The organism is Pantoea septica (assembly GCF_002095575.1).
GTDB lineage: Bacteria > Pseudomonadota > Gammaproteobacteria > Enterobacterales > Enterobacteriaceae > Pantoea > Pantoea septica.
On sequence record NZ_MLJJ01000002.1, the window covers coordinates 102246 to 129116 of the forward strand.

At 60.7% G+C, this 26871-nt stretch carries 23 protein-coding genes and 1 riboswitch; of the genes, 13 read left to right on the forward strand and 10 right to left on the reverse strand.

All coding sequences use genetic code 11. From position 1 onward, the window contains the following. Positions 1-9 precede the first annotated feature (9 nt). Entirely contained in the window at positions 10-2370 is a 2361-nt protein-coding gene (gene polB, locus HA46_RS01615) for a DNA polymerase II (protein ID WP_084881978.1), read from the reverse strand. A 154-nt stretch (positions 2371-2524) separates the two neighbouring features. Between polB and HA46_RS01620 the strand changes: the two genes are divergently transcribed. Further along, positions 2525-3289 carry a DedA family protein gene (locus tag HA46_RS01620; protein ID WP_033749460.1) on the forward strand — a complete coding sequence of 255 codons (765 nt, stop codon included), beginning with the start codon at positions 2525-2527 and terminating at the stop codon, positions 3287-3289. On the opposite strand, the gene thiQ is transcribed toward HA46_RS01620, so the two are convergent. The 4 genes from thiQ to sgrR all read right to left on the reverse strand — a co-directional run bounded on the left by thiQ (position 3266) and on the right by sgrR (position 8378). Further along, positions 3266-3988, reverse strand: a complete 723-nt coding sequence (thiQ, locus tag HA46_RS01625; protein ID WP_084881979.1) for a thiamine ABC transporter ATP-binding protein ThiQ — start codon at positions 3986-3988, stop codon at positions 3266-3268. The genes HA46_RS01620 and thiQ overlap by 24 nt on opposite strands. Further along, a complete protein-coding gene (gene thiP, locus HA46_RS01630) occupies positions 3972-5582 on the reverse strand; it encodes a thiamine/thiamine pyrophosphate ABC transporter permease ThiP (RefSeq protein ID WP_084881980.1) in 1611 nt (536 codons plus the stop codon). The genes thiQ and thiP overlap by 17 nt, the downstream gene beginning before the upstream one ends. Next, positions 5558-6544, reverse strand: a complete 987-nt coding sequence (gene thiB, locus HA46_RS01635) for a thiamine ABC transporter substrate binding subunit (RefSeq protein ID WP_084881981.1) — start codon at positions 6542-6544, stop codon at positions 5558-5560. The genes thiP and thiB overlap by 25 nt, the downstream gene beginning before the upstream one ends. A gap of 44 nt (positions 6545-6588) precedes the next feature. Then, a riboswitch (TPP riboswitch) is annotated at positions 6589-6681 on the reverse strand. Positions 6682-6716: 35 nt separating this feature from the next. After that, a complete protein-coding gene (gene sgrR, locus HA46_RS01640) occupies positions 6717-8378 on the reverse strand; it encodes an HTH-type transcriptional regulator SgrR (RefSeq protein ID WP_033793472.1) in 1662 nt (553 codons plus the stop codon). Between the two features lie 16 nt (positions 8379-8394). On the opposite strand from sgrR, the gene HA46_RS20665 reads away from it, so the two are divergent. Beyond that, complete coding sequence (locus tag HA46_RS20665; RefSeq protein WP_143807566.1) at positions 8395-8664, forward strand: hypothetical protein; 270 nt, start codon at positions 8395-8397, stop codon at positions 8662-8664. Then, positions 8630-9808 carry an MFS transporter gene (locus tag HA46_RS01645; RefSeq protein WP_084881982.1) on the forward strand — a complete coding sequence of 393 codons (1179 nt, stop codon included), beginning with the start codon at positions 8630-8632 and terminating at the stop codon, positions 9806-9808. The genes HA46_RS20665 and HA46_RS01645 overlap by 35 nt, the downstream gene beginning before the upstream one ends. A 178-nt stretch (positions 9809-9986) precedes the next feature. Here HA46_RS01645 and leuD read toward each other — a convergent pair whose 3' ends face one another. From leuD to leuL, 5 genes are all read right to left on the reverse strand, one after another. After that, positions 9987-10592 (reverse strand): 3-isopropylmalate dehydratase small subunit, encoded by a 606-nt coding sequence (gene leuD / locus HA46_RS01650; protein WP_084881983.1) that lies wholly within the window; start codon positions 10590-10592, stop codon positions 9987-9989. Positions 10593-10594: 2 nt separating this feature from the next. Further along, the gene (gene leuC / locus HA46_RS01655; RefSeq protein ID WP_084881984.1) at positions 10595-11998 is read right to left on the reverse strand and encodes a 3-isopropylmalate dehydratase large subunit; all 1404 of its coding nucleotides are present in this window, start codon (positions 11996-11998) and stop codon (positions 10595-10597) included. Between the two features lie 4 nt (positions 11999-12002). Beyond that, positions 12003-13094: a 3-isopropylmalate dehydrogenase gene (gene leuB / locus HA46_RS01660; protein WP_084881985.1), complete on the reverse strand. Its 1092-nt coding sequence runs from the start codon at positions 13092-13094 to the stop codon at positions 12003-12005. Between the two features lie 2 nt (positions 13095-13096). Beyond that, the gene (gene leuA / locus HA46_RS01665) at positions 13097-14653 is read right to left on the reverse strand and encodes a 2-isopropylmalate synthase (protein ID WP_033793477.1); all 1557 of its coding nucleotides are present in this window, start codon (positions 14651-14653) and stop codon (positions 13097-13099) included. A 90-nt stretch (positions 14654-14743) separates the two neighbouring features. Further along, entirely contained in the window at positions 14744-14827 is an 84-nt protein-coding gene (leuL, locus tag HA46_RS21510) for a leu operon leader peptide (RefSeq protein WP_127908400.1), read from the reverse strand. A 728-nt stretch (positions 14828-15555) separates the two neighbouring features. On the opposite strand from leuL, the gene ilvI reads away from it, so the two are divergent. The 10 genes from ilvI to mraY all read left to right on the forward strand — a co-directional run bounded on the left by ilvI (position 15556) and on the right by mraY (position 26869). Continuing rightward, positions 15556-17280: an acetolactate synthase 3 large subunit gene (gene ilvI, locus HA46_RS01670; protein ID WP_033793478.1), complete on the forward strand. Its 1725-nt coding sequence runs from the start codon at positions 15556-15558 to the stop codon at positions 17278-17280. 2 nt (positions 17281-17282) lie between these two features. Beyond that, on the forward strand, positions 17283-17774 hold the full coding sequence (gene ilvN, locus HA46_RS01675) for an acetolactate synthase small subunit (RefSeq protein ID WP_033749472.1): 492 nt from the start codon (positions 17283-17285) through the stop codon (positions 17772-17774). A gap of 188 nt (positions 17775-17962) precedes the next feature. Then, positions 17963-18973 (forward strand): catabolite repressor/activator, encoded by a 1011-nt coding sequence (gene cra, locus HA46_RS01680; protein ID WP_033793479.1) that lies wholly within the window; start codon positions 17963-17965, stop codon positions 18971-18973. 488 nt (positions 18974-19461) lie between these two features. Beyond that, positions 19462-19920, forward strand: coding sequence for a division/cell wall cluster transcriptional repressor MraZ (gene mraZ / locus HA46_RS01685; RefSeq protein ID WP_033749475.1), 459 nt, complete (start codon positions 19462-19464; stop codon positions 19918-19920). Positions 19921-19922: 2 nt separating this feature from the next. Further along, positions 19923-20864: a 16S rRNA (cytosine(1402)-N(4))-methyltransferase RsmH gene (rsmH, locus tag HA46_RS01690; RefSeq protein ID WP_084881986.1), complete on the forward strand. Its 942-nt coding sequence runs from the start codon at positions 19923-19925 to the stop codon at positions 20862-20864. After that, positions 20861-21181 (forward strand): cell division protein FtsL, encoded by a 321-nt coding sequence (gene ftsL / locus HA46_RS01695; protein ID WP_033749477.1) that lies wholly within the window; start codon positions 20861-20863, stop codon positions 21179-21181. The genes rsmH and ftsL overlap by 4 nt, the downstream gene beginning before the upstream one ends. Positions 21182-21197: 16 nt before the next feature. Continuing rightward, positions 21198-22964, forward strand: a complete 1767-nt coding sequence (locus HA46_RS01700) for a peptidoglycan glycosyltransferase FtsI (protein ID WP_084881987.1) — start codon at positions 21198-21200, stop codon at positions 22962-22964. Next, positions 22951-24438 (forward strand): UDP-N-acetylmuramoyl-L-alanyl-D-glutamate--2,6-diaminopimelate ligase, encoded by a 1488-nt coding sequence (murE, locus tag HA46_RS01705; RefSeq protein WP_084881988.1) that lies wholly within the window; start codon positions 22951-22953, stop codon positions 24436-24438. Before HA46_RS01700 ends, murE begins: the two co-directional genes overlap by 14 nt. Next, positions 24435-25793 carry a UDP-N-acetylmuramoyl-tripeptide--D-alanyl-D-alanine ligase gene (gene murF / locus HA46_RS01710; RefSeq protein WP_084881989.1) on the forward strand — a complete coding sequence of 453 codons (1359 nt, stop codon included), beginning with the start codon at positions 24435-24437 and terminating at the stop codon, positions 25791-25793. Before murE ends, murF begins: the two co-directional genes overlap by 4 nt. After that, on the forward strand, positions 25787-26869 hold the full coding sequence (gene mraY, locus HA46_RS01715; protein ID WP_033749483.1) for a phospho-N-acetylmuramoyl-pentapeptide-transferase: 1083 nt from the start codon (positions 25787-25789) through the stop codon (positions 26867-26869). Before murF ends, mraY begins: the two co-directional genes overlap by 7 nt. Positions 26870-26871: the final 2 nt, after the last annotated feature.

A 26871-nucleotide genomic window follows, 5' to 3' on the forward strand; every position in this document is an offset into this window, starting at 1 on the left:
CGTCACCTGTCAAAAAAGCCCCAGCTGCCCAGTAATCAGTGTAGCAAAGTCGCCGTCGACGAAAGGCAAAATACCGTCCGCCACCGGCTGCAGCTGTTTGTTGACGTAGTGATCGTAATCCAGCGGCGTGACGCGCGCCTCCAGCGGCTCCGGGCCTGCGGTGGCCATCACGTAGCGGATCGAGCCGCCGTTCTGATACTGCAGCGGACGATTCAGCTTGCGGTTCTGCTCATCCGCCAGCCGCGCGGCGCGCACGTGCGGCGGCACGTTGCGCTCATAGTCGGCCAGCGGGCGGCGCAGCCGTTTTTTATAGACCAGCAGGTCGTCCAGCTCGCCCGCCAGCAGCCGCGCCACGGTGTCGCGCACGTAATCCTGCCAGGGCTCGCCGCGGAAAATATGGCCGTAGAGCGCCTGCTGAAACTGCTGCGCCAGCGGCGTCCAGTCGGTACGCACCGACTCCAGCCCTTTGAACACCAGCCGCTCGTTTGCGCCGTCGCGGATCAGCCCGGCGTAACGCTTTTTGCTGCCCTGTTCGGCGCCGCGAATGGTCGGCATCAGAAAGCGGCTGAAGTGATTTTCATACTCCAGCTCCAGCGCGCTGTCGAGGCCGTACTGCTGCTGCAGATGCGCGCGCCACCATGCGTTGATCTGCTCCGCCAGCCTGCGGCCGATGGCGGCCGCTTCCGCTTCGCTGTGGGGCGATTTCAGCCAGACGAAGGTCGAATCGGTATCGCCGTAAATGACATCAAAGCCCTGAGCCTCTATCTGCTCGCGCGTCTGCTGCATAATGGCGTGGCCGCGCAGCGTAATCGACGAAGCGAGCCGCGGATCGAAGAAGCGGCAGGCGCTGGTGCCGAGCACGCCGTAAAAGGCGTTCATAATGATTTTCAACGCCTGCGACAGCGGCTGGTTGCCCCTTTTTTTCGCCGCCTCGCGCCCCTGCCAGATCTGCTCGACCATGGCGGGCAGGCAGTGGGTGTGGCGCGAAAAGCGCGCTTCGCGGAAGCCGGGCACCGAATCGGCGTCGTCGGGATGAGCCAGACCTTCGACCAGCCCGACCGGATCGATCAGGAAGGTGCGGATAATCGACGGATAAAGGCTTTTGTAATCGAGCACCAGCACGGAATCGTAAAGGCCGGGACGGGAATCCATCACGTAGCCGCCGGGGCTCGCTTCCGGCGCGACCTCGCCGAGATTGGGCGCGACGAAGCCTGCGCGGTGCATACGCGGAATATAGAGATGGCTGAAGGCGGCCACCGATCCGCCGTGGCGATCCGCCGCCAGGCCGTTGACCGAGGCGCGCTCCAGCAGAAACGGCATGATCGCGGTTTTATGGAAAATGCGCGTGACCAGCTCGCAGTCCTTGAGGTTGTAACGCGCCAGCGCCGGCTTATCGTTGGCGAAGCGCCAGTTGATCTCCTCCATGCGGTGCCAGGGGTTATCGATCGCTTTGCCTTCGCCCAGCAGGGTTTGCGACACCGCCTCCAGGCTAAAGGAGGGAAATGTCCAGAAGGCGGATTTCAGCGCCTCAATGCCGTCGATAATCAGGCGGCCGGCCGCGCTGGCGGAAAAGACGCCGGGCTTGAAGCCGTGCTCGCGCCACTCCAGCGGCGTGTTCTCACGCCCGAGACGCAGCGGAATGGCGTAGCGGTCGGCATGTTTTTGCAGCACGCGCAGGTCGAACTGCACCACGTTCCAGCCGATCAGCACGTCGGGATCGTGCTCGGCGAACCAGGCGTTGAGCGCTTCCAGCAGCTGCGGGCGGGTATCGAAATAGATGAGATCGAAGTCGAGCGCGCTGGCGTCGCCGTTGGGCGGACCCAGCATCAGGACCTGCCGCTGGCCGCACCCCTCCAGGCCGATGCAGTAGAGCTCGCCATGCTGGGTGGTTTCGATATCCAGCGACACCCATTTCAAGGGCGGACGATAGTCGGGATGGGGCTTCAGGCGAGCGTTGACCAGCGCGTCGCCCTGCGGCTCGCCGCTGAACCATACCGGCGCGGTGATAAAGCGCTCCATCAGGAAACGCTCCGGCGGGCGGATATCCGCTTCGAACACCGGAATACCCTGTTCGCGCAGCAGCTTTTCCAGCCGCTGTAGCTGGCGATGCTGACGACAGTAAAGTCCGAAGACCGGGCGGCGGCGAAAATCCTTCAGCGCCAGCGGCTGCAGACGCACCTGACGCTCGTCGCGCAGCAGCGCTTCCACCTGCGGCCGATAGTCGCACGGAATAAAGGCTACCGACTCCTGAGCCGGCAGCGCCAGACGCTGCGGGCCGCTGTCCGTCGCCAGCCAGAAAACGATTTCGATGCCCTGGGCGCTGTCGCGCCAGTGGCGGGTAAGCAGGAATCCTGCGCGGGGCGTATTCACATCGGCTCCAGACGAAAAAACAGCCAGAGTATAACATGGTTATTTATCCAGTGCGCGCGGCGCGCTTTTGTCAACGTCGCCCTACAATTCTTACCTTGACGCTGCCGTGCCGCCTCTGGACAATCCAGCATCCCTGGTATGAGTAAGGAAGGTTATGGAAGCCTGGATTCAACATCTGTTTACGCAGTCGCTGGAGTACGCGCTGATCGCCGTTGCGCTGGTGACCTTTCTTGAATCGCTGGCCTTTGTCGGCCTGCTGCTGCCGGGCACCGTGATGATGGCGAGCCTGGGCGCGCTGGTCGGCAGCGGACAGATTGGGCTTTATCCCGCCTGGGCAGCGGGCTTTGTGGGTTGTCTCTTGGGCGACTGGATCTCATACGGCATCGGCTGGAAGTTTCAGGGACCGCTGCACCGCTGGAAATATTTGCAGAAATACAAAGGGCTGCTGGATAAAACCGAGCACGCGCTGCATCAGCACAGCATGTTCACCATTCTGGTCGGCCGGTTCGTCGGGCCGACGCGTCCGCTGATCCCGCTGGCGGCCGGCATGCTCGAGCTGCCGGTGCGCAAGTTTCTGCCGCCGAACCTGATTGGCTGCGTGCTGTGGCCGCCGCTCTATCTGCTGCCCGGCATTCTGGCGGGCGTGGCGATCGACGTGCCGAAGGATGCGCAGAGCGGCGCGTTTAAATGGCTGTTACTGCTGGTGGCGCTGCTGGTATGGCTGGGCTGCTGGCTCGGCTGGCGCTGGTGGCGCAGCGGCAAAAGCCGCGACTGGGCGACGGCGTATCTGCCGCCTGCGCGCCTGCGCTGGCTGGCCCCGCTGGGCATCGCTATCGCGGTCGCCGCCTTCGCGGCGATCCAGTTCCATCCGATGATGCCGCTGTTTCGCCAGCTGTTATGGCAGGTGTTCTTTGCCTGATGCGCGTGCGACGCCGAGCACGTCGGCCTCGCGCGTGTCGCCCGACAGCAGCGTCTCGGTCGCGCCGTCCCAGTAAACGCGGCCATCGACGATCACCAGGCTGCGCGGCGCGATTTGCTGCGCATCCTCCAGGCTATGCGACACCATCAACAGGGTAATCGCCCGCGCCTCGCAGACGCGCCGCACCAGCTGCAGCATTTCGTTACGCAGCGCCGGATCGAGCGCCGAGAAGGGCTCGTCCAGCAGCAGCACCGGCCGGTCGCGCAGCAGACAGCGCGCCAGCGCGGCGCGCTGGCGCTGGCCGCCGGAGAGCTGGCCAGGCAGGCGCGTCAGCAGATCGCTTAATCCCACCTGCTCGGCAATCTCCTCTAGCTGCCGCCGCTGCGCGGCGTTCAGCTTCAGCCCTGGGTGCAGACCCAGCGCCATATTCTGCTGCACGCTGAGGTGCGGAAACAGATTGTTCTCCTGAAACAGCATCGACACCGGACGCTGCGACGGCACGCTATGGGCGTGATCCGCGCCGTCGATGCGCAGCGCGCCCTGACTCACCGGCAGAAAGCCGGCGATCAGGCTAAGCAGCGTACTTTTACCCGCGCCGCTGGGACCGAGCACCGCCAGTCGCTCGCCGCGTTCGGCGCTGAAGCTGAAACGCATCGGCAGATGCTGGTAGAGGTAGGTCAGATTAGTCAGTGTCAGCATGGCGGCCAGGTAATTTTTCCATCAGGGTAAACAGCAGCAGGCAGATCGCTAACAGCAGCAGAGCGGTAACCGCGCCGTCCGCGCCGCGATAGGCGCCGGTCTGCTGATAGAGGTAAAAAGGCAAAGTGCGGAAGTCGGCGCTGCCGAACAGCGCCACCACGCCGAAGTCGCCGACAGAGAGCACGCAGGCGAAGGCCAGCGCCTGCGCCAGCGGGCGCTTCAGCGCGCGCAGCTCGATAAGCCGCAGTCGGTTCCAGCCCGCGATCCCCAGCGACGCGCACAGGTGCGAATAGCGCTCGGCGCTGTCGCGCATCGGGTTTTCCAGCACCTTTAGCGCATAGGGAATGGCGAGCAGCGCATTGGCGAAGATCACCAGCCCGTCGGGCGAGTCGGGCAGCCCGACGGTGGCGTTGAAGAGTAAAAAGAAGCCGGTCGCCAGCACGATGCCCGGCATCGCCAGAATCAGCATGCCGCTGGTCTCCATCACCTGCGCAGGCAGCAGGCGCTGACGCAGGCGCAGCTCGCGGCTGCTCCACAGCAGCATCATGGTGAGCGTGACGCAGAGCGCGCCCGCGCCGAGGGCGATGCGCAGCGAGGTCAGCGTCGCCTGCCACAGCGCCGGCTGCGCCAGCGCGCCGCCCGAGACGCCGCGCAGCCCGTCGACGATAACCGCCAGCAGCGGCGGCAGCAGCAGCAGCTGCGCCAGCGCGATAAGCAGGCCGTCGCCGATGCGCGCGCGCCGCGAATCGTGCGGATCGCGCCAGCCGCGCAGCTGCGCGCTGCCTGCCGGAATCGCCTTGCTGAAGCGCTGGCTTAGCAGCACCAGCGTCAGGCAGAAGGCGAGCTGGATCAGCGCCAGCAGCGCGGCGCGGCCAGGATCGTAGTCGTAGCTCAGCGCCTGAAAGATCGCCAGCTCTATGGTGGTGGCCTGCGGTCCGCCGCCCAGCGAGAGCACGGTCGCGAAGCTGGCGAAACAGAGCATAAAAATCAGCGCGCCGGTCGGCAGCAGCTGACGGCGCAGCCAGGGCCACTCCAGCAGGCGGAATAAGTGCCAGCCGCGCAGCCCGAGCTGGGCAGCGAGCTGACGCTGTTCGCCTGGAATATTCTCCAGCGTTTGCAGCATCAGGCGCGTCGCCAGCGGCAGGTTGAAAAAGCAGTGCGCCAGCAGAATGCCCTGCAGACCATAGGGCGAAAAGCGGTAGTCGATGCCGAACTGCTGGCAGAGCTGCGCCAGCCAGCCGGCGCGGCCATAGACCGTCAGCAGGCCGAAGACCGCCACCAGCACCGGCAGCACCAGCGTCATGGCGCAGAGGCGCAGCAGCAGCTGGCGGCCGGGAAAACGCCTGCGGTAGAGGGCGCGCGCCAGCGGTATCGCGGGCAGCAGCGACAGCAGGGCGGAGAGCAGCGCCTGGGTGAAGGAGAAGCGCACCACGTGGCGCAGATAGCTGTCATGTAGCAGCCCACGCCAGTCGCCTGCCGGCGCGCTGGCCCAGAGCGCGCCGAACGCCAGCAGCGCCACGCCGCACAGCAGCAGCGCGGCAGCGCTGCCCGGCGCCATCCACAGCGGGATTAGCGGCTGACGGCGCGTTGCCATGCGTTAATCCACTCTGCGCGCTGCTGCGCCACTTGCTGCGGGCTATACTGCAGCGCGGTTTGCGGCACGCTCAGCGTCTGGAAACCCGCCGGCAGCTCGCTTTTAATGACCGGATACATCCAGTTTCCGGTCGGGATGGCGTTCTGGAAGGCGGGCGTCAGCATAAACTGCATAAACTGCTGCGCCAGCTTCGGCTGCTTGCTGCCGGCCAGCTGCGCGGCGACTTCGACCTGCAAATAGTGGCCCTCGGCAAACGGCGCCGCGGCGTAGTTCTCTTTTTTCTCTTCAATCAGGTGATAGGCGGGCGAGGTGGTATAGCTCAGCACCAGATCGCCTTCGCCTTTCAGGAACAGGCCATAGGCTTCGCTCCAGCCCTTGGTCACGGTAACGGTTTTCTGCGCCAGCTTCTGCCAGGCCTGCGGCGCGTTGTCGCCGTAGACTTTCTGCATCCAGAGCAGCAGGCCCAGACCCGGCGTGCTGGTGCGCGGGTCTTCATAGATCACGCGCCATTTCTCCGGGCTTTCCACCAGCTCTTTCAGACTGGCCGGTGGGTTTTTAAGGCGCGTTTTGTCGTAGACGAAGGCGAAGTAACCGTAGTCGAAGGGCACGAAGGTGTGATCCTGCCAGCCGCCCGGCAGCGTCAGGCTATGGAGATCGACTTCGCTTTTGGCGAACAGGCCGGTTTGCTGCGCCGCCTGCAGCAGATTGTTGTCGAGGCCGAGCACCACGTCGGCCTTGCTGTTCTTGCCTTCCATGCGCACGCGGTTCAGCAGCGAGACGCCATCTTCCAGCGCCACATAGCGCAGCTCGCAGCCGCACTGCGCTTCAAAGGCTTTTTTTACCGCGGGGCCGGGGCCCCATTCGGCGGAGAAGGAGTCGTAGGTGTAGACGGTCAGGGCAGGTTTTGCCGCCAGCGCCGACACGGACAGCAACATCAGCAGAGGGAGAATCTGTTTAACCACTTTGCGCTCCTGGGGAGAGTTGTTATGAGTCGCAAAGGATCTGAGCGTAGCAGCCTCTCAAATCCCTACGTCGGTATTAACCGAATCAGGTTCGACGGGTTTTTCTCAGCCTTTCGCAGGCACCCCGTTGAGAACGGCTCATTCTAGACATTTCGCCGGCGGGGGGAAAGCGTCACCGCGTCGGCGGCGCGAACCAGGCGGATTTGAAGTCGAACCAGCCGAGCGTATTGAGCCGCACGCCGCGCATGCTGCGCTGACCTTCCAGCAGCAGCCAGTGATGAAACAGCGGATGCAAACCGTCCGCATCGAGCAGCCGCTTGCTCCATTCGGCGAGCGGCAGCGCTTTGCGCCGCCAGCGTGCGGCGTCGGCTTTCCAGTCGAGCGGCAGACAGTGATGCAGCAGCGGGATTTCGTAGAGCTGGGCAAACAGCGCATACTCCAGCGGCAGAGTGAAGTTGACGCTGCCGAGCCAGACGTCGCTTTCTGCCTCGCCCTGATGCCAGGTTTCATAGTCGACCGCGCGGGTGATCAGCCGCACGTTGTGTTGCGCCAGCAGCGGGCGCAGCGCGTTGGCGATGCCCTCATGCTCGACGTGCTGGCTGTACCAGGTCAGCGTCAGACTCTCCAGACCGGGCGGCCTGGCCGCCGGCGTCAGGTCGCGGCGGTGATGCCAACGCGGCAGCAGGCCGTAAGCGGGATACCAGTAGCGCTGATAGCCGGCCTCGGCATAGTTGAGCAGCGCGATGGGATTCAACAGATGGCAGAGCCAGCGCCGGACGTCGGCGTCGCGTCCCAGGGCGGAGCGCTGATCGAACAGGAGAAAATAGCAGCCCTCTTCAAGGCGGCTCTCTTCCGACTTTTCATCCTCGGCGGCGCCCTGGAGGCGCACGCCGGAGTAGACCAGCTCGTCGCTGATCTCCGGCAGCACCCAGATCGAGACGTCGTCGATCAGCGCGCGGAAGCCGAAATAGTCGTCAAACGCCTCGATCTTCAGCTGACTCTGCTGATTGCGCACCACGCGATAGGGGCCGGTGCCGACGGGATGTCGCGCGAAGTCGCGCATCTGCGGCCATTCGCGCGGCAGAATCATGGCGCTGACGCTGCCGAGCAGCCACGGCAGCCAGTCGTCCGGTTCGCTGAGATGAAGATCCAGCGTCCAGGGCGCGGGCGAATCGATGCGTCGAATATGGGAGAAGAGCGGCAGCGGGCGTAGGCGTTCCAGGCTCGACGTGACGTCCGCCATCTCCAGCTCGCGGCCGTGATGAAAGCGGATCGCCGGGCGCAGGTAAAAACGCCAGTGCAGCGGCGATATCGCCTGCCAGTGATGGGCGATATCCGCCTCGACTTCCCCATTTTCCTCATTTATGCGCGTCAGGCCGTTAAAAATCTGCCGCGCCAGATGCGTTTCGGAGCGGCGCAGCGGCGAGCCGGGGAGCAGGTTAAGCAGCGGGCGATAATAGAGTACGCGCAAAATATGTTTGCCCTGGCGGAAGCTGCGGCCGAGATGGGCGCGGATCATCTGGCGCACCTCCGCCTTGTCGCCGACCAGCTGCACCAGCTGATCGATGCGATCCTGCGCCAGCAGATCCTCGGCGCGCTGCTGCTGCAGCGCCAGGCCGGTGTAGCAGAAGCTGAGCTGCGAGCGCTTGCCGCGTCCCGCCTCTGCCTGCCAGGTGAGCCAGCCTGCCTCCTGCATCGCATTCAACAGGTTGCGCATATGGCGACGCGAGCAGTGCAGCCGTTCGGCCAGTTCGCTGAGCGTGACCAGCTGGCTTTCGCCCTGGCAGCTTTGCCACAGGCGGATGAACTGCTGCTTAAGGCGTGATGAGGACATAAAAGGGGAACTCCCTGTGAAAAGCGCTCAGTTTTTCCTGCCTCATATTAAGGGCAAACTTAGCGCTATTGGAAGAGCGGGAGGCATTCCGCATGGAATGGCGCTCGACCATGATTCCGCTGCGGCGGGATTTGATCTGAGTAGGGTGCAATTACACCGCCAGCAGCGATTTTTCCTGCTGGCTTTTTTCTGTTGCGCTAGAATCCATTCTCCTGTTTTTCCTGTTTCCGTCACTGCAAAGGGATGTCGCTATGAAGTCGCCGTTAACCCGGAAACGCCCTATTAATCCGGTCTTTCTCGCCTTTATGGCCGCCTCTTTTATGATCGGCGTCGCCGGCGCGCTGCAGGCGCCGACGCTGAGTCTGTTTCTGACGCGCGAGGTGCAGGCGCGTCCCCTTTGGGTCGGGCTCTTTTTTACCGTCAACGCCATCGCGGGCATCCTGGTCAGCATGCTGGTGGCTAAGCGCTCCGACAGCCGCGGCGATCGCCGTACGCTGATCCTTTTTTGCTGCGCGATGGCGTTTTGCAACGCGCTGCTGTTCGCCTTTACCCGCCACTACCTGACGCTGATTACCCTCGGCGTGCTCCTCTCGGCGCTGGCCAGCGTGTCGATGCCGCAGATCTTCGCGCTGGCGCGCGAGTATGCCGACCAGTCGGCGCGCGAAGCGGTGATGTTCAGCTCGGTAATGCGCGCGCAGCTTTCGCTCGCCTGGGTCATCGGCCCGCCGCTGTCGTTTGCGCTGGCGCTTAACTTCGGCTTTGTGACGCTCTTTCTGGTGGCAGCGGCGCTGTTTCTGGTCTGTATCCTGCTGATCAAGTTTACCTTGCCGTCGGTGCCGCGCGCCGAGCCGCTGATGCAGAGCGGCGGCATGCCGCTGAGCGGCTGGCGCGATCGCGACGTGCGCCTGCTGTTTATCGCCTCGGTAACCATGTGGACCTGCAATACCATGTATATCATCGATATGCCGCTCTATATCAGCGTCACGCTCGGTCTGCCGGAGAAGCTGGCGGGTTTGCTGATGGGGACGGCGGCCGGGCTGGAGATCCCGGTCATGCTGCTGGCCGGGCACTACGCGAAGCGCGTCGGCAAGCGCAATCTGATGCTGATCGCGGTGGCGGCGGGCATTCTGTTTTACGCCGGGCTGGCGATGTTCGCCTCGCAGACGGCGCTGATGGCGCTACAGCTGTTTAACGCGGTGTTTATCGGCATTATCGCTGGCATCGGCATGCTGTGGTTTCAGGATCTGATGCCTGGCCGGCCCGGCGCGGCGACCACGATGTTCACCAACTCTATCTCGACCGGGATGATTCTGGCCGGCGTGATTCAGGGGACGCTGAGCGAGCGCTTCGGACATATTGCGGTGTACTGGCTGGCGCTGGTGCTGGCCGTCGCGGCGTTCGCCATGTCGGCGCGCGTGAAGAACGTTTAGGAAGGCACCGCTTTTTTACACAGGCAGCGCTAAAGCTTAAAACGCGGGTGGCTGGGGCCGAGGAGCAAAGCGTCCCGCGACAAGGATGTCGCGGGCCGAGCGAGCAGGGATGCCTTGAGCGACTTTGCGATCGGACCCAGCCATACGCGTTAGTTCCCAATCTGCAAACAGCTATGCCTTAATTCAGAAACGCAGGCTGGCGCTGTTCGTAGTCGGCAATCGCCGCTTCGTGCTGCAGCGTCAGGCCGATGCTGTCGAGTCCGTTCAGCATGCAGTGGCGGCGAAAACTGTCGATCTCGAACGAATAGACTTTATCGCCCGCCGTCACCGTCTGCGCTTCCAGATCGACGGTAAAGCGGATGCCCGGCTGCGCCGCCACCAGCTTAAACATCTCGTCCACCTGCTCTTCGCTGAGGCGCACCGGCAGCAGCTGATTGTTAAAGCTGTTGCCGTAGAAAATGTCGGCAAAGCTCGGCGCAATCACCACGTGAAAACCGAAATCGGTCAGCGCCCAGGGCGCATGCTCGCGCGACGAGCCGCAGCCAAAGTTTTCGCGCGCCAGCAGAATGCTGGTGCCCTGAAACTCAGGCTTGTTCAGCACAAAGCTGGCGGTCGGCACGGTGCCGGCATCGTCGTCAAAGCGCCAGTCGTGAAACAGATGGGCGCCAAAGCCGGTGCGCGTCACCTTCTGCAGAAACTGCTTGGGAATAATGGCGTCGGTGTCGACATTCGCCGCGTCCAGCGGGGCGACGATGCCGGTATGCTGAGTAAATTTATTCGCCATGATTACGCTCCTGTCAGTTCACGAATGTCGGCAAAATGGCCGGAAACCGCGGCGGCGGCGGCCATCGCCGGGCTGACCAGATGCGTGCGTCCGCCGCGGCCCTGGCGCCCTTCAAAGTTACGGTTGCTGGTCGAGGCGCAGCGCTCGCCCGGATTCAGACGGTCGTTGTTCATCGCCAGGCACATCGAGCACCCCGGCAGGCGCCATTCGAAGCCCGCTTCGAGAAAAATCTTGTCCAGACCTTCCGCTTCCGCCTGCGCTTTCACCGGACCGGAGCCCGGCACCACCATCGCCACCACGCCCGGCGCGACCTTGCGCCCTTTGGCGATAGCCGCAGCGGCGCGCAGATCTTCAATGCGCGAGTTGGTGCAGGAGCCGATAAATACCTTGTCGATCGCCACGTCAGTCAGACGAATGCCCGGCTGCAGATTCATATAGGCGAGCGCCTTCTCGGCCGAGGCGCGCTCGACCGGGTCGGCAAACGAGGCCGGGTTCGGGATCGGCTCATCCACGGCGATCACCTGGCCCGGGTTGGTGCCCCAGGTCACCTGCGGCGCGATATCGGCGGCGTTCAGCGTCACCACGGCGTCATAGCGCGCGCCTTCGTCCGACTTCAGGGTGCGCCAGTACTCTACCGCCTGCTCCCACTTCTCGCCCTGCGGCGCGAACTGCCGGCCCTTCAGGTAGTTAAAGGTGGTATCGTCCGGCGCGACCAGGCCCGCCTTGGCGCCCATCTCGATCGCCATATTGCACAGCGTCATGCGACCTTCCATGCTCAGCGCTTCGATAGCCGGGCCGCAGAACTCGACCACGTGGCCGGTGCCGCCCGCGCTGCCGGTTTTTCCGATAATCGCCAGCACGATATCCTTCGCGGTGATGCCCGGCGCGGCGTCGCCCAGCACCTCGATTTTCATGGTCTTCGCACGACCCTGCTTCAGCGTCTGGGTCGCGAAAACATGCTCGACTTCCGAGGTGCCGATGCCGAAAGCCAGCGAACCGAACGCGCCGTGCGTAGCCGTGTGCGAATCGCCGCAGACGATGGTCATGCCCGGCAGCGTCATGCCTTGCTCCGGCCCGATAACGTGCACGATGCCCTGGAACGGGTGATTCAGATCGTAGAGCTGCACGCCGAACTCGGCACAGTTCTTCATCAGCTCCTGCATCTGGATGCGCGCCATCTCGCCGGAGGCGTTGATATCTTTGGTCTGGGTCGAAACGTTATGGTCCATGGTGGCGAACGTCTTCGACGGCTGACGCACTTTGCGGCCGTGGGCCCGCAGACCGTCGAAAGCCTGCGGCGACGTCACCTCATGGATCAGGTGACGATCGATATAGAGCAGCGGCGTCTCGTCAGGCGCTTCGTGAACGACATGTGCATCAAATAACTTCTGGTATAAGGTTTTCATTATTTTATTTTTCCTCGGCGATAAAGCGGGCAATCACGCTGCCCATATCATCCGTGGTGACGGCGGGGCCATCACCGGCCAAATCTCGGGTGCGGTAGCCTTCTTCCAGCGCGCGGCTGACGGCGCGCTCAATGCTGTCGGCGGCGGCGTCCGCATTCAGGCTGTAGCGCAGCAGCAGCGACAGCGACAGGATCTGCGCCACCGGGTTCGCGATATTCTGCCCGGCGATATCCGGCGCGGATCCGCCCGCCGGCTCATACAGACCGAAACTCTCTTCATTCAGGCTGGCTGACGGCAGCATGCCCATCGAGCCGGTGATCATCGCGCACTCGTCGGAGAGAATGTCGCCGAACAGATTGGAGCAGAGCAGTACGTCGAACTGGGACGGGTCTTTAATCAGCTGCATGGTGGCGTTATCGATATACATATGGCTCAGCTGCACGTCGGGATAATCCTGCGCCACTTCATTGACGATTTCGCGCCACATCACGGAGGTCTGCAGCACGTTGGCTTTATCGACAGAGGTGACTTTATTGCGACGCTTGCGCGCTGACTCAAAGGCGATGCGAGCGATGCGTTCAATCTCGAAACGGTGATAAACCTCGGTGTCGAAGGCGCGCTCATGCGGGCCGCTGCCTTCACGACCTTTCGGCTGGCCGAAGTAGATACCGCCGGTCAGCTCGCGCACGCACAGAATATCGAAACCTTTCGCGGCGATATCGGCGCGCAGCGGACAAAAAGCTTCCAGCCCCTGGTAGAGCGCGGCGGGACGCAGGTTGCTGAACAATTTGAAATGCTTGCGCAGCGGCAGCAGCGCGCCGCGCTCCGGCTGCGCGGCGGGAGGCAGATGCTCCCATTTGGGGCCGCCGACCGAGCCGAAAAGGATGGCGTCGGCCTGCTCGCAGCCTGCGACGGTGGCGGGCGGCAGCGGTTCGCCGTGACGGTCGATGGCGATGCCGCCAACGTCATACTCGCTGGTAGTGATGCGCATATCAAAGCGGTGACGAATGGCGTCCAGCACTTTCAGGGCCTGCGCCATGACTTCGGGGCCGATGCCGTCGCCGGGCAATACTGCGATATGAGAAGAGGTAGACATAGTTACACCGTTTCCTTCTGAAATTTGCGCTGCAATTCTTTTTCGACTTCTTTGGCGCGCCAGATATTGTTCAGCGCGTTCACCATCGCTTTCGCGGAGGATTCGACGATATCGGTCGCCAGACCCACGCCGTGGAATTTGCGTCCGTTATAGTTGACTACGATATCCACCTGGCCCAGCGCGTTCTCGCCGTGGCCTTTCGCCGTTAACTTGTAGTTCACCAGCTCGGCTTCGAAGCCGGTAATGCGGTTGATCGCCTGATACACCGCGTCGACCGGGCCGTTGCCGGTGGCGGCGTCTGCTTTGGTCTCTTCGCCGCAGCCCAGCTGCACCGAGGCGGTCGCCGTGACGCTGGAGCCGGTCTGCACGTTGAATTCGTTCAGCTGGAAATATTCCGGCTCTTCATGCTGTTTATTGATAAAGGCCAGCGCTTCCAGATCGTAATCGAACACCTGGCCTTTCTTGTCGGCCAGTTTCAGGAAGGCGTCATACAGCGCGTCCAGGCTGTAGTCGCTCTCTTTGTAGCCCATCTCTTCCATGCGGTGTTTCACCGCTGCGCGGCCGGAGCGCGAGGTCAGGTTCAGCTGGATTTTGTGCAGGCCGATCGACTCCGGCGTCAGGATTTCGTAGTTCTCGCGGTTTTTCAGCACGCCGTCCTGATGAATGCCGGAGGAGTGGGCGAAGGCGTTAGAGCCGACCACCGCTTTGTTGGCCGGGATCGGCATATTGCAGATCTGGCTGACCATCTGGCTGGTGCGGTAGATCTCCTGGTGATGGATATTGGTATGCACGTTCAGGATCTGCTGGCGGGTTTTGATCGCCATGATGACCTCTTCCAGCGCGCAGTTGCCGGCGCGCTCGCCCAGACCGTTCAGCGTGCCTTCCACCTGGCGCGCGCCCGCCTGGACGGCAGCCAGCGCATTGCCGGTCGCCATGCCTAAATCGTCATGGGTATGCACCGACAGAATCGCTTTGTCGATATTGGGCACGCGATTGATCAGCTGGCTGATGATGCTGGCGTATTCGCCCGGCAGGGTGTAACCCACGGTGTCTGGGATGTTGATGGTGGTGGCGCCGGCGTTAATCGCCGCCTCCACAACGCGGCACAGATCGTCGATCGGCGTGCGGCCGCCATCTTCGCAGGAGAACTCTACGTCGCTGGTATAGTTGCGCGCGCGTTTCACCATGTGCACCGCGCGCTCGATCACCTCAGGCAGGGTGCTGCGCAGTTTGGTGGCGATATGCATCGGCGAGGTGGCGATAAAGGTGTGAATACGATAGGCCTCCGCCACGCGCAGCGCTTCATAAGCGGCATCGATATCTTTCTCGACGCAGCGCGCCAGCCCGCAGACGCGGCTGTTTTTAATGGTGCGCGCGATGGTCTGTACGGATTCAAAGTCGCCCGGCGACGAGACCGGAAAACCGACTTCCATCACGTCGACACCCATGCGCTCCAGCGCCAGTGCGATCTGCAATTTTTCTTTCACACTCAGGCTGGCCTGTAATGCCTGCTCACCGTCGCGCAGAGTGGTATCGAAAATAATGACTTGCTGGCTCATCGTATTCATCCTTATGCGTTAACTTCACCGTGCAACGAGCATAAAAAAACCCGCGCAAGGCGCGGGTTTTTAACTTTCAGCAGGTTCGAATCAGTGTTTGATTCTGCCCACGAGTCTACCGCGCAAACTGAATGCGTTAAGTAGTAGACCGAGTAGGCGGAATGAATGAAACATGGATTCGAACCTCGTAAAATTTTGTGCTGCACATATTGGTACTGGAATCGCGACGTGATGTCAACCATAAGTAAAAGGGTATTTTCGGCGGACGTTAAGGAAATAATTCTGCGATTTCGCGCCAGATCAGTGGAACAGACAATGTACGGGGAAATGGCGCGCGGAAGAGGCGGCGTGCTGCGATGATTTTATTTTATCTGTTTGATTTTATGTTCTTTTTAAGGCTCGTCTCAACCGCGGGAGCAGAACTGTTTTACCGCTGCTCGGCAGCATATTGTCGTGCATCGCCTTTATTTCAGAGTTAATTACGCCAGAAATGAATTTCGCAGGAAAATTGTGGGCTGACGCAGGCGGAATTAATTTTTTATTATTTCTTATAACCCGCTGAAAATGATTTCGTCTTCAGCATTTTCTTCTGCCTAACTTCCGGTGAATTAGATAATTCCTCGCGCGCTTAACTTATCGCGCAGAGGCTTTACGGCCGGCTTCACGATAAGTGCAGATTCTGACGTTTGCCTGCCAGGTTTTCTACGGTTATGGTAATCGACCAACTCTTAAAACAATCAACCAAGCAGATTTCTCTGTATCTGGATGTCGGAAAGGCGTTCCGGCGTCTGCGCATAAACATAAGGTTTTGATCTTAACTGGCGAATGTGGGGCAGGATGCCAGTGGCGCGCAGGAACAGCGAGCGTCAGTGGATTCAGTTCCTCAAGCCTGGAGGCAGAAAATGGAGATGTTGTCAGGAGCCGAGATGGTCGTCCGTTCGTTAATCGATCAGGGCGTAAAACAGGTGTTCGGTTATCCGGGCGGCGCGGTGCTGGATATTTATGATGCGCTGCAAACCGTCGGCGGAATCGATCACGTTCTGGTGCGGCATGAACAGGGCGCGGTGCATATGGCAGACGGCCTGGCGCGCGCGACCGGCGAAGTCGGCGTGGTGCTGGTGACGTCGGGGCCCGGCGCAACCAATGCGATTACCGGTATCGCCACCGCCTATATGGATTCGATTCCGCTGGTGATCCTGTCGGGGCAGGTGCCGTCCTCGCTGATTGGCTACGACGCCTTTCAGGAGTGCGACATGGTGGGGATTTCCCGTCCGGTGGTGAAGCACAGCTTTCTGGTAAAAAGCACCGAAGAGATCCCGACCGTGCTGAAAAAAGCGTTCTGGCTGGCGGCCAGCGGGCGTCCGGGTCCGGTGGTGATCGATCTGCCGAAGGATATTCTAAATCCGGCCAACAAACTGCCTTATGTCTACCCGGAATCGGTGAGCATGCGCTCCTATAACCCGACGATCCAGGGCCACAAAGGACAGATCAAGCGCGCCCTTAACACGCTGCTCGCCGCGCGCAAGCCGGTGATGTATGTTGGCGGTGGCGCGATTACCTCGGCGTGCGAGGCGGAGCTGTTGCAGCTTGCGGAGCAGCTGAACATTCCGGTCACCAGCTCGCTAATGGGGCTGGGCGCTTTCCCCGGCACTCACCGCCAGTCGGTAGGCATGCTCGGCATGCACGGCACCTACGAAGCCAATATGACGATGCATAACGCCGATCTTATCTTCGCCGTCGGCGTGCGCTTTGACGATCGCACCACCAATAACCTGGCTAAATATTGTCCGAACGCGACCGTGCTGCATATCGACATCGATCCTACTTCGATCTCGAAAACCGTGGCGGCGGATATTCCTATCGTCGGCGATGCGAAACAGACGCTACAGCAGATGCTCGATCTGCTGGCGCAGAGCGAGACAAAGCAGGATCTCGATAGCCTGCGCGACTGGTGGCAGAGCATCGAGGGCTGGCGCAGTCGTAAATGCCTGGCGTTCGATCGCAATAGTGAAAAGATCAAGCCGCAGGCGGTGATCGAAACGATCTTTCGCCTGACAAACGGCGACGCCTACGTGACGTCAGACGTCGGCCAGCATCAGATGTTCGCGGCGCTCTATTATCCCTTTGATAAACCGCGCCGCTGGATCAACTCCGGCGGGCTCGGCACCATGGGCTTCGGGCTGCCGGCCGCGCTGGGCGTGAAAATGGCGCTGCCGGAAGAGACGGTGATCTGCGTGACCGGCGACGGCAGCATTCAGATGAATATTCAGGAGCTCTCCACCGCGCTGCAGTACGATTTGCCGGTGCTGGTGCTGAGCCTGAACAACCGCGTGCTCGGTATGGTGAAGCAGTGGCAGGATATGATCTATTCCGGCCGCCATTCGCAATCTTATATGGAATCGCTGCCGGACTTCGTGCGCCTGGCTGAGGCGTACGGTCACGTCGGCATCGCGATTCAGCATCCTTCCGAGCTGGAAGAAAAGCTGCAGCTGGCGCTGGATACGCTGGCGAAAGGGCGGCTGGTGTTCGTCGACGTCACCGTCGACGGCAGCGAGCACGTCTACCCGATGCAGATCCGCGGCGGGTCGATGGATGAGATGTGGCTGAGCAAAACGGAGAGGACATAATTATGCGTCGTATTTTATCGGTTCTGCTGGAGAACGAATCCGGCGCATTGTCTCGCGTGGTGGGCCTCTTTTCCCAGCGCGGCTATAACATCGAGAGTCTGACCGTCGCGCCGACCGACGATCCCACGCTGTCGCGTATGACCATCCAGACCGTCGGCGACGAAAAGGTGCTGGAGCAGATTGAAAAGCAGCTGCATAAGCTGGTGGATGTGCTGCGCGTCAGCGAGCTGGGGCAGGGCGCCTATGTCGAACGCGAAATCATGCTGGTGAAACTTCAGGCCACCGGTTACGGCCGCGAAGAGGTGAAACGCAGCGCGGAGATCTTCCGCGGTCAGATTATCGACGTGACGCCGACGCTGTACACGGTTCAGCTGGCAGGCACCAGCGACAAGCTCGACGCCTTCCTGAATACCGTGCGCGAAGTGGCGGAAATCGTTGAAGTGGCGCGTTCTGGCATCGTCGGCGTATCGCGCGGCGATCGCATTATGCGGTAATTGCTCAAGGTGACTGTCTCTAACCCGGCGTAATGCCGGGTTTTTTTATTTTATGCGCCAGGCGGAGATCGCTAAGAAAAGCGGTTGCTCAGCGCGAAGTTCTGCTGTTAGATGTTACAAACGAGTTACCCTTAGCTTAGTTGCGGGCATCTGCCGCAACGCGGCTCGCCGTGAAGTATGGAGTTATCGTGAAACTGGATGAAATCGCACGCCTGGCAGGCGTGTCGCGCACCACGGCCAGTTATGTCATCAATGGCAAAGCGCGGCAGTATCGTGTCAGCGAAAAAACCGTCGAGAAAGTGATGGCGGTCGTGCGTGAGCATAACTACCACCCCAACGCCGTGGCGGCGGGCCTGCGTGCCGGCCGTACGCGCTCGATCGGCCTGGTGATCCCCGATCTGGAAAACACCAGCTATACCCGCATCGCCAACTATCTTGAACGTCAGGCGCGTCAGCGCGGCTATCAGCTGCTGATCGCCTGTTCGGAAGATCAGCCCGACAATGAAATGCGTTGCATTGAACATCTGCTGCAGCGTCAGGTCGATGCGATAATCGTTTCAACCTCTTTGCCGCCTGAGCATCCCTTCTACCAGCGCTGGATCAACGATCCGCTGCCGATTATCGCGCTGGACCGCGCGCTGGATCGTGAACACTTCACCAGCGTCGTCGGCGCCGATCAGGACGACGCCTTTACGCTGGCGGCTGAATTGCGTCAGCTGCCGGTGAAAAACGTGCTGTTTCTCGGCGCGCTGCCCGAGCTTTCCGTCAGCTTCCTGCGCGAAATGGGCTTCCGCGACGCCTGGAAAGATGATCCGCGTTCCATCGACTATATCTACTGCAACAGCTTCGAGCGCACGGCGGCGGCGGCGTTATTTGAGAAGTACCTTGACGATCACGATATGCCGGAAGCGCTCTTTACCACGTCGTTCGGGCTGCTGCAGGGCGTAATGGACGTGACATTAAAACGTGACGGACGCCTGCCGACCGACCTCGCGATCGCGACATTTGGCGACCACGAATTACTGGACTTTTTAGAGTGTCCGGTGCTGGCGGTGGGGCAGCGTCATCGCGACGTGGCGGAGCGCGTGCTGGAGTTAGTCCTGGCTTCGCTTGATGAACCGCGAAAACCGAAACCGGGATTAACGCGTATTCGACGAAATTTATTTCGTCGTGGTCAGCTGAGCCGCAAAGTTAAATAGCCGACAGGGCAGCAATGCCGCTGCCCTTAAATTTTCGCGTATTAATAGTTGCCATTTTCCAGGGTAAAAAAGCGTAAAGCTGCGACACCTCATCTAACAAATTAACGGCGATGTGATTGTTAAATGTCCATTTCTTTGGGCTGGCGCGCACTCCTGACCTGCCTGAAGCGGCGGGTATCGCTTTCGGAACTCCCCTAAAATGCAGCCCCTGTCTCAGAAACAGTGAAGAATATTAGCGCAGGTCGTTAGGCTTATTTTTAAGCGTTTTTTAAAGCGACGTGGTTTTTATTCCATTATTCATCAGGTTAATTTTTAAAATTGACCTTTTGCCCGGTTTGCTGCTTTTCAATCAGCGAAATCACCCCTTGTAAATAGTTATATTCCCGCCGCGCTTCGGCTTGACAACGATTTCATCGCCTCCGTAAACTCGTGGCGTGGTAAAAAGTGGGGTAAAGTGGTGAAAATGGGGAGCTGAGGGGAAGGCTGGCATGTTCCGTGGAGCAACGTTAGTCAATCTCGACAGCAAGGGGCGACTGGCCGTACCAACGCGCTATCGCGACACGCTGATCGGGGAATCTCAAGGGCAGATGGTTTGCACCATCGACCTTCATCAGCCATGCCTGCTGCTTTATACCCTGCCCGAATGGGAAATCATCGAAAAAAAGCTGTCTCGCTTATCCAGCATGAACCCCGTTGAGCGACGCGTACAGCGTCTGCTGCTGGGACATGCCAGTGAGTGTCAGATGGACAACGCAGGCCGTTTGCTGCTGGCGAATACGCTTCGGCAACACGCGCACCTGACAAAAGAAGTGATGCTGGTCGGCCAGTTCAACAAGTTTGAACTGTGGGATGAACAGACCTGGTATCAACAAGTCAAGGATGACATTGACGCAGAACAGTCGGCTCAGGAACCTTTATCTGAGCGGTTGCAGGACTTGTCGCTATAGCTATGCAGGAAAATTTTAAACATACCACGGTGCTGCTGGACGAGGCGGTTAACGGCCTTAACATCAGGGAAGACGGTATCTACATCGACGGCACCTTTGGGCGCGGCGGACATTCACGTTTGATTCTGTCGCAGCTGGGCCCGCAGGGACGTCTTATCGCCATCGATCGCGACCCGCAAGCTATCGCCGCCGCCGCCGAGATCGCCGATCCGCGCTTCTCGATCGTGCACGGCCCCTTTTCCGCGCTGGCCGACTATGTCGAGGAGCTGGGATTAAGCGGGAAAATCAGTGGCATCCTGCTCGATCTGGGCGTCTCGTCGCCGCAGCTGGACGATGCGGAACGCGGCTTCTCCTTCATGCGCGACGGGCCGCTGGATATGCGTATGGACCCGACGCGCGGCCATTCCGCTGCCGAATGGCTGCTGCAAGCGGATGAGGCGGATATCGCCTTCGTGCTGAAGACCTATGGCGAAGAGCGTTTTGCTAAACGCATCGCGCGCGCCATCGTCGAGCGCAACCGCGAACAGCCGATGACGCGCACCAAAGAGCTGGCAGACGTTATCGCGGCGGCAACGCCGGTAAAAGATAAGTTCAAGCATCCGGCAACGCGCAGCTTTCAGGCGATCCGTATCTGGATCAACAGCGAGCTGGAAGAGATTGAAAAGGCGCTGAAAGGCGCTTTAACGGCGCTGGCGCCTGAAGGACGCCTCTCCATTATCAGCTTTCACTCGCTGGAAGATCGCCTGGTGAAACGCTTTATGCGTGACCAGAGCCGCGGCCCGCAGGTGCCGGCCGGTTTGCCGATGACCGAGTCGCAGCTTAAAGCGCTGGGCGGACGTCAGCTGAAGCTGCTCGGCAAAATGACGCCGGGCGACGCGGAGGTCGCGGACAACCCGCGCGCGCGCAGTTCGGTTCTGCGCATCGCGGAGAGAACCGACGCATGATCGGCAACGAACGTCACAGCCTGCCCGGCGTCATTGGCGGCGATCTATTGCGGTTCGGCAAAATCCCGCTGATTTTGCTGATAGCCGTACTGGTGTCGGCCGTGATGGTGGTGACGACGACGCACAAAACGCGTCTGCTGACCGCGCAGCGCGAACAGCTGGTGTTAGAGCGCGACGCGCTAGACATTGAATGGCGTAACCTGATCCTTGAGGAGAACGCGCTGGGCGATCACAGCCGGGTGGAGCGCATCGCCACCGAGAAGCTGCAGCTACAGCATGTAGACCCATCTCAGGAAAATATTGTGGTACAGAAATAAGGAACGCTAAATCGCAATGAGCGGCGCAAGCAAAACGCTGAAGTTAAAAAAACAGGAAGATAAAGCCAGCTTTGTAAGCTGGCGTTTTGCGTTGCTGTGCGGCTGTATTTTACTGGCGCTTTTCGGTCTGCTCTCACGCGTCGCCTGGCTGCAGGTCATCAGCCCGGACAAGCTGGTGAAGGAGGGCGATCTGCGTTCGCTGCGCGTACAGGCGGTGCCTACCGCACGCGGCATGATCAGCGATCGCGCCGGTCGTCCGCTGGCGGTCAGCGTGCCGGTCAACGCCATCTGGGCCGACCCGAAAGAGCTGCACGATGCGGGCGGCGTGACCCTCGACAGCCGCTGGAAAGCGCTCGCCGACGCGCTCTCTATTCCTCTCGATCAGCTGGCGACGCGCGTCAACGCCAATCCTAAAGGACGCTTTATCTATCTGGCACGCCAGGTTAATCCCGCCATCAGCGACTACATCAAGAAGCTCCGGCTGCCCGGCATCCATCTGCGCGAAGAGTCGCGCCGCTACTATCCGGCCGGTCAGGTGACATCTCATCTGATCGGCTTTACCAATATTGACGGCCAGGGTATCGAAGGCATTGAGAAGAGCTTCGATAAATGGCTGACCGGTGCGCCGGGCGAGCGAACGGTGCGTAAAGACCGCAACGGCCGCGTGATCGAAGATATCTCGTCGGTGGACAGCCGCGCCGCCCATAACCTGACGCTTAGCATTGACGAGGGCCTGCAGGCGCTGGTTTACCGCGAACTCAATAATGCCGTGGCGTTCAACAAAGCCGAATCGGGCACTGCCGTACTGGTGGACGTCAATACCGGCGAAGTGCTGGCGATGGCCAACAGCCCGGCCTACAACCCCAATAACCTCAGCAACACGCCGAAAGAGATGATGCGTAACCGCGCCATCACCGACATCTTCGAGCCTGGCTCGACCGTCAAGCCTATGGTGGTGATGACGGCGTTGCAGCGCGGCGTGGTGCGGGAAAACAGCGTACTTAATACCGTGCCGTACCGCGTTAACGGTCATGAGATCAAAGACGTGGCGCGCTATAACGAATTGACCCTTACCGGGGTTCTGCAGAAGTCGAGTAACGTCGGCGTTTCACGGCTGGCGTTAGCGATGCCCTCCTCAGCGCTTGTAGATACTTATGCGCGCTTTGGCCTGGGTAAACCGACCAATTTGGGGCTGGTCGGGGAAAGTAGTGGCTTATACCCTCAAAAACAACGGTGGTCTGACATAGAGAGGGCCACCTTCTCTTTCGGCTACGGGCTAATGGTAACGCCGTTACAGTTAGCGCGTGTCTACGCGACCATCGGCAGCTACGGCATTTTCCGGCCGCTGTCGATCACGAAAGTCGATCCGCCTGTCGCGGGCGAGCGCGTCTTCCCGGAATCGCTGGTGAAAACCGTGGTTCATATGATGGAAAGCGTCGCGCTGCCGGGCGGCGGCGGCGTAAAAGCGGCAATCAAAGGCTATCGCATCGCGATTAAAACCGGTACGGCGAAAAAAGTCGGACCGGACGGCCGCTACGTCAATAAATATATCGCATACACCGCAGGCGTCGCGCCTGCCAGTCATCCTCGTTTTGCGCTGGTGGTGGTGATCAACGATCCCCAGGCCGGCAAGTATTACGGTGGTGCGGTTTCCGCGCCGGTGTTCGGTGCCATCATGGGCGGCGTTCTGCGCACCATGAACATCGAGCCGGACGCGTTGCCGACCAATGACAAAAACGAGCTGGTGACAAACAGAAGTGAGGAAAAAAGTGACAGATCGTAACCTGCGCGACTTGCTGGACCCGTGGGTGCCAGGCGCGCCGGCGCGTCCCCTGGGTGACATGACACTGGATAGCCGCAAGGCGGCATCCGGCGATCTGTTTGTGGCCGTCGCAGGCCACCATGCCGATGGACGGCGTTTTATTCCGCAGGCGATCGCGCAGGGAGTTTCCGCCGTGATCGCAGAGGCCGAAGGCGAAGCCAGCGATGGCGATATCAAAGAAATGCACGGCGTGCCGGTAATTTACCTGACGCAGCTGCCGCAGCGGCTCTCTGCGCTGGCGGGCCGTTTTTACGATCGGCCCGGCGAAAAGCAGAAGCTGATCGGCGTGACCGGCACCAATGGCAAAACCACCACTACCCAGCTGCTGGCGCAATGGGCGCAGCTGCTGGGCGAAACGGGTGCGGTGATGGGCACGGTCGGCAACGGTCTGCTCGGACAGCTGGCCGCCGCGGAGAACACCACCGGCTCGGCCGTGGAGGTTCAGCATCTGCTGCAGGAGCTGGCGCAGCAGGGCGCAACGCTGACCGCGATGGAGGTTTCCTCGCACGGTCTGGTGCAGCATCGTGTTGCGGCGCTGCCGTTTGCCGCCGCGGTCTTTACCAATCTGAGCCGCGATCATCTCGATTATCACGGCGACATGCAGAGCTACGAATCGGCTAAAAAGCTGCTGTTTACCGACCATCAGGTCGGTGAAATGATCCTTAACGCCGACGACGAAGCAGGGCGCCGCTGGCTGGCGACGCTGCCCGACGCCGTCGCTGTCACCATGGAGAACAATCTCCAGCCCGGCTGTCACGGCCGGTGGGTAAAAGCCGACGAGGTCACCTATCAGGACAATGGCGCGCATATCCGTTTCAGCTCAAGCTGGGGCGAAGGCGAATTCGATAGCCGCCTGATGGGCGCTTTCAACGTCAGCAACCTGCTGCTGGCGTTCGCCACCCTGCTGGCGCTCGATTATCCGCTCGCCGATCTGGTGCGGACGGCGCCGCAGCTGCAGCCGGTATGCGGGCGCATGGAAGTCTTCAGCGCGCCGGGCAAGCCGACCGTGGTGGTAGATTACGCCCATACGCCGGACGCGCTGGAAAAGGCGCTGGAAGCAGCGCGCCTGCACTGCAAAGGCAAGCTGTGGTGCGTGTTTGGCTGCGGTGGCGATCGCGACAAAGGCAAGCGTCCCCTGATGGGCGCTATCGCCGAGCAGTTCGCGGACGTCGTGGTGATTACCGACGACAATCCGCGTAGCGAAGATCCGCAGGCTATCGTTAACGACATTTTGACCGGCCTGCTTGAGCCGCACCGCGCGCGCGTCGTCGCTGGACGGGCGCAAGCGGTCACTAACGCCGTTCTGCAGGCCCAGCCTGACGACATCGTGCTGGTGGCGGGCAAAGGTCACGAAGATTATCAAATCGTGGGAAATCGTCGTCTGGATTACTCCGACCGCGCCACGGTTGCCGCGTTATTAGGAGTAACGGCATGATCCCGGTTTCCCTTACTACGCTGGCCGACATCAGCGGCGGCGCGCTGCACGGCAGCGATCTTGTCCTGAGCGACGTCACTACCGATACGCGCAACGTGACGCCCGGCAGCCTGTTTGTGGCGCTGGTTGGCGAACGCTTCGACGCCCATGACTTTGCCGCTGACGCTATCGCCAGCGGCGCGCAGGCGTTATTAGTGAGTAAGCATTTACCTTTTTCTGTCCCGCAGGTGGTGGTTGCCGACACGCGTATCGCGTTCGGCAAGCTGGCCGCCTGGGTACGCCAGCAGTCGAAGGCGCGCGTCGTGGCGCTTACCGGCTCCTCCGGCAAAACCTCGGTGAAAGAGATGACCGCCGCCATTCTGCGTGAGTGCGGCGAAACGCTTTATACCGCCGGCAACCTGAATAACGATTTCGGCGTGCCGATGACGCTGCTGCGTCTTACTGAGCAGCATCAGTATGCGGTTATCGAACTGGGCGCCAATCATCAGGGCGAGATCGCCTATACCACCGAGCTGACGCGTCCAGAGAGCGCGCTGGTGAATAACCTGGCGGCGGCGCATCTGGAAGGCTTCGGCTCGCTGGCAGGCGTGGCGAAGGCGAAAGGAGAAATCTTCAACGGTCTGCCGGCGAACGGCACCGCTATTCTCAACGCCGACAGCAACGACTGGCCGCACTGGCAGACCAACCTGCACGACAAGCGCGTCTGGCGCTTTTCGCCGCAGGCTACCGACAGCGACTTTACCGCGCGCGATATCCGTCTGGGCGTAGACGGCACCCACTTTATCCTGCAGACCCCGCGCGGCGACATCGACGTCACGCTGCCGCTGCCTGGCCGCCATAATATCGCCAACGCGCTGGCCGCCGCCGCGCTGGCGCTGTCGGTCGACGCGCCGCTTAGCGCCATTCAGCGCGGGTTAAAAAATCTGCAGGCGGTGCCAGGCCGCCTGTTTCCCATTCGCCTCGGCGAGCATCAGCTGCTGCTCGACGACAGCTATAACGCCAACGTCGGCTCGATGACAGCCGCCGCGCAGGTGCTGGGCGAGATGCCCGGTTATCGCGTGATGGTGGTCGGCGATATGGCCGAACTGGGCGACGAGGCGGAACAGTGTCATCGCGAAGTCGGGCTGGCGGCGAAAGCCGCAGGCGTCGATCGCGTGCTGAGCGTCGGCACGCTGAGCGCCACTATTAGTGAAAGCAGCGGGATTGGCGAACATTTCGCCACTAAAACCGCGCTGACTGAACGTTTACGGACGTTGTTGTCCGAACATCGGGAATTAACCGTTTTGATTAAGGGTTCGCGAAGTGCTGCCATGGAGCAGGTCGTGCAGAACCTACAGGAGATGGGAACATGTTAGTCTGGCTGGCCGAGCATCTGGTCGCTTTTTATTCCGGCTTCAACGTCTTTTCGTATCTGACGTTTCGCGCCATTGTCAGCCTGCTGACCGCTTTATTTATCTCTTTATGGATGGGGCCGCGCCTGATCGCCTGGCTGCAAAAGCTGCAAATCGGCCAGGTGGTGCGCAACGACGGTCCGGAGTCGCACTTCAGCAAGCGCGGTACGCCGACCATGGGCGGGATTATGATCCTCACCTCTATCACCGTTTCGGTGCTGATGTGGGCCTATCCTTCCAATCCCTACGTCTGGTGCGTACTGGTGGTGCTGGTGGGCTTCGGCATCATCGGCTTTGTCGATGACTATCGCAAAGTGGTGCGCAAAGACACCAAAGGGCTGATCGCGCGCTGGAAATATTTCTGGATGTCGGTGATTTCGCTCGGCGTGGCGTTCGCGCTCTACGCCGCCGGCAAAGGTACGCCTGCCACGCAGCTGGTGGTGCCGTTTTTCAAAGACATCATGCCTCAGCTTGGCCTGTTCTATGTAGTGCTGGCCTACTTCGTTATCGTCGGCACCGGCAACGCCGTTAACCTCACCGACGGTCTGGACGGTCTGGCGATTATGCCGACCGTGTTTGTCGCGGCAGGGTTCGCGCTAGTGGCCTGGGCGACCGGCAACGTCAAGTTCGCCGAATATCTGCATATTCCCTATTTACGCCATGCGGGCGAGCTGGTGATCGTCTGTACCGCCATCGTCGGGGCAGGGCTGGGCTTTCTGTGGTTCAACACCTATCCGGCGCAGGTCTTTATGGGCGACGTAGGATCGCTGGCGCTGGGCGGCGCGCTCGGCACGCTCGCCGTGCTGCTGCGTCAGGAATTTTTGCTGGTGATCATGGGCGGCGTATTCGTGGTTGAAACGCTGTCAGTGATCCTGCAGGTTGGATCGTTCAAGCTACGCGGACAGCGCATTTTCCGCATGGCGCCGATTCATCATCACTATGAACTGAAAGGCTGGCCGGAACCGCGCGTCATCGTGCGCTTCTGGATCATTTCGCTGATGCTGGTGCTTATTGGCCTGGCCACGCTGAAGGTACGTTAATT